The 10874-nt window shown below is 67.1% G+C and carries 8 protein-coding genes; 6 read left to right on the top strand and 2 right to left on the bottom strand.

The features are described 5' to 3' along the window. Positions 1-1544: helix-turn-helix domain-containing protein (locus K2Z83_RS02530; protein ID WP_220593619.1), on the bottom strand; the 1544-nt coding region annotated here is incomplete at its 3' end. A 353-nt stretch (positions 1545-1897) separates the two neighbouring features. Here K2Z83_RS02530 and K2Z83_RS02535 point away from each other — a divergent pair. The 6 genes from K2Z83_RS02535 (at position 1898) to K2Z83_RS02560 (ending at position 9765) form a co-directional block, all read left to right on the top strand. Beyond that, positions 1898-2305 (top strand): MarR family winged helix-turn-helix transcriptional regulator, encoded by a 408-nt coding sequence (locus K2Z83_RS02535; protein WP_255603172.1) that lies wholly within the window; start codon positions 1898-1900, stop codon positions 2303-2305. Positions 2306-2502: 197 nt separating this feature from the next. Next, positions 2503-3582 (top strand): hypothetical protein, encoded by a 1080-nt coding sequence (locus K2Z83_RS02540; RefSeq protein ID WP_255603174.1) that lies wholly within the window; start codon positions 2503-2505, stop codon positions 3580-3582. A 79-nt stretch (positions 3583-3661) separates the two neighbouring features. Beyond that, a complete protein-coding gene (locus K2Z83_RS02545) occupies positions 3662-5377 on the top strand; it encodes a bifunctional diguanylate cyclase/phosphodiesterase (protein WP_220593621.1) in 1716 nt (571 codons plus the stop codon). A gap of 131 nt (positions 5378-5508) precedes the next feature. Further along, entirely contained in the window at positions 5509-6138 is a 630-nt protein-coding gene (locus K2Z83_RS02550) for a histidine phosphatase family protein (protein ID WP_220593622.1), read from the top strand. Between the two features lie 100 nt (positions 6139-6238). Then, positions 6239-9094, top strand: a complete 2856-nt coding sequence (gene ppc / locus K2Z83_RS02555) for a phosphoenolpyruvate carboxylase (RefSeq protein ID WP_220593623.1) — start codon at positions 6239-6241, stop codon at positions 9092-9094. A gap of 161 nt (positions 9095-9255) precedes the next feature. Continuing rightward, on the top strand, positions 9256-9765 hold the full coding sequence (locus K2Z83_RS02560; RefSeq protein WP_220593624.1) for an NUDIX domain-containing protein: 510 nt from the start codon (positions 9256-9258) through the stop codon (positions 9763-9765). A 54-nt stretch (positions 9766-9819) separates the two neighbouring features. On the opposite strand, the gene K2Z83_RS02565 is transcribed toward K2Z83_RS02560, so the two are convergent. Then, positions 9820-10869 (bottom strand): ATP-binding protein, encoded by a 1050-nt coding sequence (locus tag K2Z83_RS02565; RefSeq protein ID WP_220593625.1) that lies wholly within the window; start codon positions 10867-10869, stop codon positions 9820-9822. Positions 10870-10874 lie beyond the last annotated feature (5 nt).

The following is a 10874-nucleotide window of genomic DNA, read 5'->3' on the forward strand; positions in this document are numbered from 1 at the left end:
AAGGTCGAGAGCACGCGGTGGGCGCGCAGGGCCAGCCAGAGCGCGAAGTGCTCCTCGGAGTTGTCCAGATCCATCCCGCTGATCTCCTTGATCCGCTCGATGCGGTAGAGCAGCGTGTTGCGGTGGACGTGGAGCGCCTCGGAGGTGGCGCGCAGGTTGCCCAGGTGGGCGAAGTAGGCCTCCAGGGTCTTGATCAGGTCGGCGCGCTGGCGGGTGTCGTAGTCGGACAGCTTGGAGAGCGTCTCGCGGTAGAAGGTCCAGAGCTCAGGCGTCTCGCGCAGGCGCACTAGCAGCCGGTAGACGCCCAGGTCGCTGAAGGCGAGGACGCGGGCGGTGCCGAAGAGCTGGCGGCCCAGGATGAGCGCCTGCTCGGCCTCCTCCACGGTGCGACGCCATTCGGTCAGCGCCGTGACCTGGCCGCCGATGGCGACGGCGATACTGGGGTAGTCGGCGGCCATACGCTCGCGCAGCTGCTCGACGAGCTCGCGCGGGCGGGAGCTCCCGCCGATCGGGATCATCGTGAGGATGCTGCTGTCGCGGCGCGAGATCGGCGCGGTGATCCCGCGGCGGCTGAGCTCGCTCTGCACGCCGCTGGCGATGCGGCCGAGGGCGGCGGGGCCGCCATCCTCAAGGTTGACAAGCACCGCCATGTGCGGCAGCGTGAGGCTGTACCCGAGCTCCTGGCCGCGCTGGATGGCGGCGGCCATGTCGGATGGCGGGCCGGCGAGGATGTTCGAGAGGAAGTCGCCGCGCAGGCGATCCTCGGCGGCCTGGACGGCCTGCTCCTTGGCGAGCTCCAGGGCCAGGGCGGCGGCGCCGCGCAGGGCGGCCTCGCGGTCCCACGCGTCTAGCCCGCTGCCGGCGAGGGCCAGGTAGCCGGCCGGGTAGTCGCTGGGGCCGATCGGCTCGATCCAGACCTGCTGGTTGAGCATGCTGGAGTCGCCCTTGCTAGTGGGCCGGAGCGCCTGGAGCGCGATGCGGGCCGAGCCCTTGCTGCGCTGGCTGCGCAGCTCGCCGTTGGGCGCGTAGCAGGCCACGCTCTGGCCGGTGCGCTCGGCCAGGGCGTCGAGCAGGCCGGGCAGGCCCTGGCCCGAGATCGACCGCTGGGTGAGCAGGTCGTAGAGCTGGGCGCTGCGCCGCTCGAACTGCGCCTCGTAGTCGGCGATCAGGCGCGTGATCTCGCGCTCAACCTCGCGCAGATCGACGCCGCCGGGCAGCTGGAGCAGGGGCAGGCGGCCCTCCTCGGCGGCGGCGGCGTCCTCGGCGGTGATCGCCCCGAGGGCGACCACGCCGGCCACCGGCACCGGGGCCTGGGCCAGGCGCCGCACCAGCACCGCCAGGCTCAGCCGTGAGTCGAGCTCGCGGACGGCGTCGACTGAGAGCAGGGCCAGCTCGCCGCCGCGCAGCTCGGCGAAGGCGGGCAGGGTGGCGCGCAGCGTGGCGACCCATGTCACTTGGCGGCCCAGCCCAGCGGACCCTGCGGCGATCTGTGTCCCGAGTGGCAGCGCTAGGCGAAGAACATCGCGCACGGTGACAGAGGGCATGATAGTGTCGCACTTCGTATTCCTTAGCCGCGAGAAGAATTATAGCATGGCTGTGTCCGCGCCTGGATATTCCTCTGGGAGACAAGGCTTCAGGTTGCTTTACAGTTCGATGCCGTGAACGGCATTCTATTGCACCAAATCTGCAATCTGCAATCTACAATCTGAAATCTCGCCTGGCGCACAGATTGCAGTATAATGAAAGGGCCAGCACACTCCTATATACACCTCCTTGACGATTTGCGGAAAGCGTAGTAAACTCCTCCCCATACAACTGTTGCAGAAACAATAATTGCATAAACAACGATGAAGTTGAGCTACGCCGTATGTCACCGCTCGCCGAGCAGCAGTATCGTATGATCCACGATATTTACGTCATGCTTGATGACGGCGACCGTCATCTGCTGCGTGCGTTCGACCTGAGCACCTCGCAGTACGCCGCCCTGCGCCTCCTCGACGAGGCTGAGGGGCTGCGCCTGACCGACATCGGCGAGCGTCTACTGCTCGACAAGAGCACGGTGACACGCATGATCGACCGCCTTGAGCGGCTCGATCTTGTGCGGCGTCTCCCCGACCCGCTCGATCGGCGCGTCCTGCGGGTCGTCCTCACACCTCATGGGTCGTCCGTCCGCGACGCCTCCTCCGCCACCTACATACGCTCCCTCGTACGCCGCATGCACACGCTGACCGATGATGAGCAGCGGCAGCTCTATGCACTCCTTGATAAGCTCTATGTCGGCCTGAGATCTGATCTGATTCCGTAAGGGCGCAGCAGCGGCCGATCCATGAGCAATATAGAACAGGTGTCTCTGCTGCTGCGCACCAACATAAACCTTTCCGAAAGGGGGTGGTTCTCAGCCTCTATCCCGACCATTTCTTCTGAGTCTGTACAGGTTCCCCAGGTTCTCGTGCGCGGGCCAACGTTGGCCATTATGATCATCGCTAAGGAGCAACACTACCCATGAAGCGGTTCAACCTTTCGCTGATGGCGTTCCTCACGCTGTTGATCGTCACCGCCTCGCCCGATGTCGCCGTCTCCACCAACCTCTCCGGCTGGCTCGCCAAGGTCGGCATGTTCGCCCCCGACAACCTGCGCGGCCAGCACATCGAGCTGGGCATCTCCGAGATGAACCTGTTCATGCTGCTGGGCGTCTTCGGGCTCTCCGCCGACCTGCTGGGCGAGCAGATCATCCCGATCGGCACCGTGTACGACCCCTTCGTCTGCCGCGGGCTCGACGCGATGATCTACGGGCTCTACTCCGGTGCCCGCTTCATTGTCGCCGGCACGCCCTCCGGCATCACCCTCTCGCCCGAGGGCGGCGCCCACCAGTCCACCGTCACCGCCTCCCTGGGCATGGAGCTGCCCAGCCTGGACAGCTTCGAGCCCTGCTTCGCCCAGGAGCTGGCCTGGATCATGCCCGAGGCCCTGCGCCAGTGCCGCGACCGGGAGGGCGGCCGCAGCACCTACCTGCGCCTCTCCACCCGCGCGATCGACCAGGGGCTGCTGGCCCCAGCCCTGCGCCGCCTCGGCCCGGACGAGCTGCGCCGCCAGGTGCTGCGCGGTGGCTACCGCCTGATCGACCGCCGCGACCACGATGACCACCCCGCCGCGCCGGTCGTGCAGATCGCCGTCGCCGGGGCCATGGTGCCCGAGGCGGCCCTCGCGGCGGGCTACCTGCGCCGCGAGGGCGTGGCGGTGAATGTCCTCTGCCTGACCAGCCCGCGCCGGCTGTACGAGGCGTGGCGCGGCGGCGACGACCTGGCCTGGCTGATCCCGCCCGACGAGCGCCGCGCCCCGATCATCACCGTCCACGACGCGGCGTCCCACGCCCTGGCCTGGCTCGGCGGCGTCCATGGCGCGCCCGTCACTGCCCTCGGCGTGGACGGCTTCGGCCAGTCGGGCGAGCGGGCCGCGCTCTACCGCAGCTTCGCGATCAGCGCGGAGGGGGTTATCAGCGCAGCCTTCGAGGCGATCGACCGACAGGAGGCAGGAGGCGGGAAGCGGGAGGCGGGGGCCGGAGCGCAGCCTCCCGAAGCCTGACCCCAACCACTGACCCCGCGCCGGGGCCGGAACACCGACTCCTGACCCCTGCCCCCCGACTCCCAACAGAGCAGCACCTATGCCACTACGTATACCACCAGAGGGCACAGGCCCGCCCGCGTCGCCCCCGACGCACGACGGGCGATTCGCCAGCCTCTCGCTCGACCTGCTCTGCATCATCGACGAGGATGACGCGATCATCCAGACCAACCGGGTGTGGCTCGATGCCCTGGGCTACCCGACTGAGGAGCTGGGCAGCTCGTTGTTCATCGACCTCTGCTGGACAGAGGACCGGCTGGCCGTGGCGGACGCGCTGGCGCAGCTCGACGCCGGCACGCCAAGCGTGCGCTTTGACTGCCGTCTGATCGGCCGCGATGGTGAGCAGCACTGGTACGCCTGGCAGATCACGCGTGACCCGCAGAACGGACTGGGCTACGGCATCGGCCGGGACATCAGCGTGCAGAAGCACACCGAGCAGATGCTGGCCTACCAGACCCACTACGATGTGGTGACTGGGCTGCCCAACCGCTACCTCTTCCACAACCGGCTCGACCAGGAGGTGATCGCGGCCCGCGCCGCCGCCGACAGTTTCGCCCTCTGCGTGATCGACCTCGACCGCTTCAATCAGATCAACGACGCCCTCGGCCACGCGATCGGCGACGAGGTGCTGGCCTTCGTCGCCCTACGACTGCGCAGCCTGGTCGGAAGCCACGCCCTGCTGGCGCGCATGGGCGGCGACGAGTTCACCCTCATCCTGCGCCAGATCCAGTCGCCCGAGGAGGCCATCGCACGCGCCGGGCGCATCCTCGCCGTCCTGGAGCAGCCCTTCCCCGTCCGTGGCCAGGAGCTCTTCATCAGCGCCAGCATTGGCGTCAGCCTCTTCCCCCGCGATGGACAGGACGCCATGACTCTGCTCAAGCACGCCGACAGCGCAATGTACCGGGTGAAGGCCACTGGGCGCAGCGAGGTCGGCATCTTCGAGCCATCGATCGGCGCGGCCGCCCGGTGGCGCCTGGACATCGAGCAGCAGATGCGCCGGGCGCTCAGCCTGGACCAGTTCGAGCTGCATTTCCAGCCACTGCTCGACCTGCCGAGCCGCAAGGTGGTGGCCGTCGAGTCGCTGATCCGCTGGCGTCACCCCGACCAGGGGGTGATCATGCCCGGCGACTTCATCAGCGTGGCAGAGGAGACCAACCTGATCGAGCACCTGTTTAGCTGGGGGCTCGTCGAGGCCTGCCGGCGAGCGGTGGTGTGGCAGCGCGCCGGCAGACGCCCGCTGCGCATGGCGGTGAACATCTCGGCCCGCCAGTTTGAGCGCGCCGACCTGGTGGAACGTGTGGCCGAGGCCCTGCTCGTGAGCGGGCTCGACCCGCGCTGGCTCGAGCTGGAGATCACCGAGAGCATGCTCATGCGCGACCCCGAGGGCAGCGCGGTGCGGATCCGGCGGCTGCACGTGCTCGGCGTGCGGGTGGCGATCGACGACTTCGGCACCGGCTACTCCTCGCTGGCCTACCTCCAGCGCTTCCCCGTCGAGCGGCTCAAGATCGACCGCTCCTTCATCTGGGCGCTCGGCTCCGAGCCCGACCCCGAGAGCAGCGCGGCGGCTCTGCTGCGGGCGATCACGGCCATGGCCCACAGCCTGCGCCTCAAGATTGTCGCCGAGGGCGTGGAGAGCGCCGGGCAGCACCAGTTCCTCGCCGGCCTGCGCTGCGACGAGGTCCAGGGCTTCTTCTACGCCCGCCCCACCAGCGCCGACGCCCTCTGGGATGTGATCGCGAAGATCGAGGGTTCATGAGCGGGTCTGCGGGAGAGCGAAGCTCTCCCGCAGACCCTCAGTGCTGATCATTCGCACGATCCCCCAAACCGGCCTATAATAACCCCGGCAGCGCCGCCCCGACCACCCGCCCTCACCACCACAAAGAAACTATGCGACTCATCCTCGTGCGCCACGGTGAGACGCCGTGGAATGTCACCCTGCAGTACCAGGGGCAGGTCAATGTGCCCCTGAATGACCGCGGGCGGGCCCAGGCCCGCCACACCGCCGAGCGGCTGGCCAGGCTCGGCGCCGACGCGCTGTACACCAGCGACACCGCCCGCGCCGCCGAGACGGCCGCGATCATTGGGTCCGCCCTCGGCCGCACGCCCGCGCCCATGCCCGAGCTACGCGAGATCGACGTCGGCCAGTGGGAGGGTCTCACCCCCGAGCAGCTCTACCGGCGCTTCCCCGACCACATGGCTGAGTATGAGCGCGACCCGGCCCGCACCGTGCGGCTCGGCGGCGAGAGCTACGCCCAGCTCCAGGCCCGCGCCCTGGTGGCCCTGGGCCGGATCTACGACGCGCACCAGCCCGGCGACGTGATCGTGGCCGTCTCCCACGGCGGCACCATCCGCGCCCTGCTCTGCCACGTGATCGGCCTGGAGCTGGCCAACTTCGGCAAGATGTGGCTCGACAACGGCTCGCTCACCGAGATCCGCTACGGCAGCCACGGCTGGCGCCTGGTGCGCCTCAACGACGCCGCCCACCTGGAGGGCATGGTCGCCGAGGGCGGAGAGTAAATTCATGTAGGGCCGAAGCATTCGCCCCAGATGCGTCAAGAGAAGCCGCATCGATATGGGGCGAATGCTTCGGCCCTACGGGCACACCGGAGACAATGGCATGACCACAGAGCGAGACCCGCTCTCGACGAATATCCGCGCCCTGGGCAGCACCCTGGGCCGGGTGATGACCGACCAGAGCGGCGCGCGCGCCCTTGAGCTTGAGGAGGAGGTGCGCCGCATCGCCAAGGAGCTGCGCGCCAGCCCCTCGGACGCGCTGGCCGCCCGGCTCGCCGCCATGATCGCCGGCCTGCCCGTGGGCGAGCTGCACGGCCTCGTCAAGGCCTTCACCCTCTACTTCGGCCTGGTCAACCTGGCCGAGGGCGTCGAGCGCCTGCGCGTGCTCAGCGTGCGCGACCGCCAGCGCTACCCGGCCCCGCGCACCGAGGGCATCGCCGAGGCGGTGGCCGCCCTGCGCAGCCACGCCGTGGCCGCCGAGGATATCCAGGCCTGGCTCGACCACGCCCTGATCATGCCGGTGCTCACCGCCCACCCCACCGAGTCGCGGCGGCGCACCAGCCTCAACAAGCTGCGCCGGATCTTCGACACGCTGATCGAGCTGACGATGCGCACCGCGCCCATGCTGCCCCACGAGCAGGTGGCCGCGATCACCCAGATCGAGCGCGAGATCGTTGGCCTCTGGCAGAGCGACGATGTCCGCATCGAGAAGCCCTCGGTGCTGGACGAGGTCGAGAACGGGCTCTTCTACTTCCAGCGTGTACTCTGGGACCTGCTGCCCCAGATCGACCGCGAGCTGGAGATGGCCCTCGCCGAGCACTACCCCGAGCACTCCTGGCGCATGTCGCCCCTGCTGCGCTTCGGCAGCTGGATGGGCGGCGACCGCGACGGCAACCCCTTCGTCACCCCCGAGGTGACAGTGGACACCGTGCGGCTGATGCGCGCCACCATGCTGCGCCACCTGATCGAGAGCATGGCCGGACTGCACACCGACCTCAGCCAGTCGCGGCAGCAGGTGCCGGTGAGCGCTGCGCTGCTGGCGCGCATCGAGCACTACAGCGCCATGTTCCCCGAGGCCGCCGCCGCGATCAGCAAGCACCACGCCCGCGAGCCCTACCGCCGCCTCGTCCAGCTCATCCGCGCCCGCCTGGAGCGCACCCTCCACCACACCCTGCACCACGAGCTGCGCTGGGGCCAGGACCCGCCACCCCTCCCGCAGCCGGATGTCTACTTCCGCAGCGAGGAGCTGCTGGCCGACCTGCAGCTCATGCGCGAGAGCCTGCTGCTCGGCGGCGGCGCCCTGGTGGCCGACGGCCTGCTGCGCGATCTGATCTCCAAGGTGGCGATCTTCCGGCTGAACACGGCCACCCTCGACATCCGCCAGCACAGCGGACGCCACCTGAGCGCCCTCGCCGAGCTGCTCGCCGCCGCGGGCGTCTGCGCCGACTACGCCGGCCTGGATGAGCCCGCGCGGATCGCCCTGCTCAGCGCCGAGATCTCCAGCCCGCGCCCGCTCTGCGAGACCCGGCTCTCGAACTACAGCCAGGAGACCGCCGAGACCGTCCAGACCTTCCGGGCGGTGGCGGCCCTGCTCGAGCAGATCGACCCGCAGCTGATCGAGAACTACATCATCAGCATGACCACGAGCGTCAGCGATATGCTGGCCGTGCTGCTGCTCTGCCGCGAGGTGGGCATGTACGAGCCGGGCCAGCTCAGCCTGCTGAACGTGGTGCCGCTCTTCGAGACTGGCGAGGACCTGGCACACGCGCCGCTGCTCATGGAGGCATGTCTCTCGATGCCGGCCTACCGCGAGCACCTGCGGCTGCGCGGCGACGTGCAGGAGATCATGCTCGGCTACTCGGACAGCAACAAGGAGGGCGGCTTCGCCTCGGCCAACTGGGCGCTCTACCGGGCGCAGGTCGAGCTGGACGCGGTGGCCGAGCGCCACGGGGTGCGGCTGCGCCTCTTCCACGGCCGCGGCGGCGCGGTGGGCCGCGGCGGCGGCCCGGCCGGCGAGGCCATCCTCTCGCAGCCCCCCGGCACCCTCAACGGCCAGATCAAGATGACCGACCAGGGCGAGATGATCTCTGACCGCTACCTCGACCCGCGCACCGCCCACCGCCACCTGGAGCAGGTGGTCAACGCCGTGCTGCGCGCCGGATTCCCCGAGACGCTCAAGCTGCCCGACCCATCCTGGACGGCGGCCATGGAGCAGATCGCCGCCACCGCGCGCGCCGCCTACCGCGGCCTGATCTACGACAACCCCGAGTTCCTCACCTACTTCCGCGAGGCCACCCCGGTCACCGAGATCAGCCGCCTGCGCATCGGCTCGCGCCCGGCCAGCCGCCGCAACAGCGCCCGCATTGAGGATCTGCGGGCCATCCCCTGGGTCTTCAGCTGGATGCAGAGCCGCCACACCATCCCCGGCTGGTTCGGCCTCGGCAGCGCCCTGGCCGACTTCGTCGGCAACGAATTGCAGATTGCAGATTTTAGATTGCAGATTGAGGCCGCAGCCGATGCACACAATCTGCAATCTGCAATCTGCAATCTGCAATTACTGCGCACCATGTACCGCCAGTGGCCCTTCTTCACCACCCTGCTCGACAACGCCCAGATGATCATGGCCAAGGCCGATATGGGCATCGCCCGCCAGTACGCCGGCCTCGTGGACGACCAGGAGCTGGCCGGGCGGGTCTTCGCCCAGATCGAGGCCGAGTTCGCGCGCACCCGGCGCATGATCTGCGCCGTGGCCCAGGTGGACGAGATCCTCGGCGCGGCGCCGGTGCTCCAGCGGGCCATCCACCAGCGCAACCCCTACGTGGACCCGCTGAGCTACATCCAGCTGGAGCTGCTCCAGCGCCTGCGCGGCGAGGTCGAGCCCGATGAGCAGGAGCGGATTGAGACGGCGGTGCTGATGTCGATCAACGGCATCGCCGCCGGCCTGAAGAACACCGGGTAGTGGATTGTAGATTGTAGATTGCAGATTGCAGATTGGGTGCGGCGATGCTCTGCGCTCTACAATCTACAATCTGCAATCTGCAATCTGCAATCTGCAATCCCCCCGGGGCGAGGTGTGGTATTATTTGCCGGCCATACGCCCTCAGCGGAGATCTTCATTTCATGTATCGCCAGCACAGCCACTGCTCATTCTGCGGCAACACCTTCAGCGACGGCCATCGCTGGCCGCGGGTCTGCACATCCTGCGGCAGCACCACCTACCGCAACCCGCTCCCTGTCGTGATCGTCCTCTTGCCTGTCGACGACGGGCTGCTCCTGATCCGCCGGGGCGCCGCCCCGCGCCAGGGCCAGCTCGCCCTCCCCGGCGGCTTCATCGAGGTGAATGAGAGCTGGCAGCAGGCCGCCGCCCGCGAACTCTACGAGGAGGCCGGCATCCATATCTCGTCCGAGCAGGTCGATGACTTCGGCGTGCGCAGCACCCACGATGGCTACCTGCTGGTGTTCGCCCTCGGCCCGCAGCTGCGCGAGGTTGACCTGCCGCCCTTCGTGCCCAACAAGGAGGCCGGCGCCCGCGTGCTCATCGCCGCCCCCGCCGAGCTGGCCTTCCCCCTGCACACCGAGGCGGTCGCCCGGTTCTTCGCCCGCCGCAGCCAGTGGCGGACGATGACCTAGGATAGTATTTTTAGACATCTCGGGGTGCTTATTTTTAGACATCGAGAAGTATCTTTAGACATCTTCTTCCCCTATTACTCCGCCCGCTGCAGGAGTCTCCTCTGAGGCTCCCGGCGGCGTTGTGGCCTCCTCAGGTGGCGGTGGGCTATTTGTACCTGCAGGTTCCTGGTTGACCTGGGGGCGACTAGCGCTACCTGTGCTTTTACTATCGAAGGTTTTGAGAATCGTCCGCCGACGGAGGAAGATTCTCTCGGCCATCTCCTCCGTGATGAGCCGTGGATGACGATTCTGGCGATCGAGTTCTACCTTGAACTCTGATGTGAGGGTCGTGATCCTATCCCAATTGCCCGTAGTCGCAAGCCAGGCATCAGTATCGAAGGTAGCCTTACCTTTACCCTCGGCTAGCCCTTTTGCGCGCTTGGCGTCAAGCCCGTTGAGCCAATGATCGAGCAGTTCGTTGCGAAACGCACTGATGCTCATTGTTGGCACTGAAAGCATATCCGTCACTGAATTCTGTACGGGCGTCACGGTTCCGATAAGCCGCTGTGTGAACTCCTCAATCGAGACATTCGTCGCCTGACTACCACAGAGCACCACAGCAAATTGGCGATTACATGTTTCCCAAAGCTCTACAATGCGCCAGAGGGTAATCTCGTCAATATATTGCGCATCGTCAATGATGAAGCATCGTACCTTTTTCATCGCGTCAGCAACGCTGAAGGATAGGTCGTGCCATCTGTCATCGGAGTACCTTCGACGATGCGGATCTTGCTGCAGCTTATCGCGTAAGAGATCTCGCTCCTCACTACGCGGGACAGCAAAGAGGAGGCGTAGATCTGTCAGAAGTTTGGTGAACAGATCGAGTGTGACGGTGCTGGTAAAACGCCCGGTATCCGGCTTCTTGGGGCGCGAGAGACGCACTCCAGCAACCTGATCGAACTCGGCGGAGGTAAGCTCAGTCAGCACAAACTGTCTGAGCAAACGACTCTTACCAGTACCACCACCTCCCGCCATCACCGTAAATCTGCCGACCTGGAGCGCGTGGTTCAGCTGCGCGAAGAGGGAGGTGTATAGAGACAACCTGATGAAGGGAAGCGTGAGCATGGTAC

The sequence above is a fragment of the Oscillochloris sp. ZM17-4 genome, from assembly GCF_019599295.1.
Lineage (GTDB): Bacteria > Chloroflexota > Chloroflexia > Chloroflexales > Chloroflexaceae > Oscillochloris.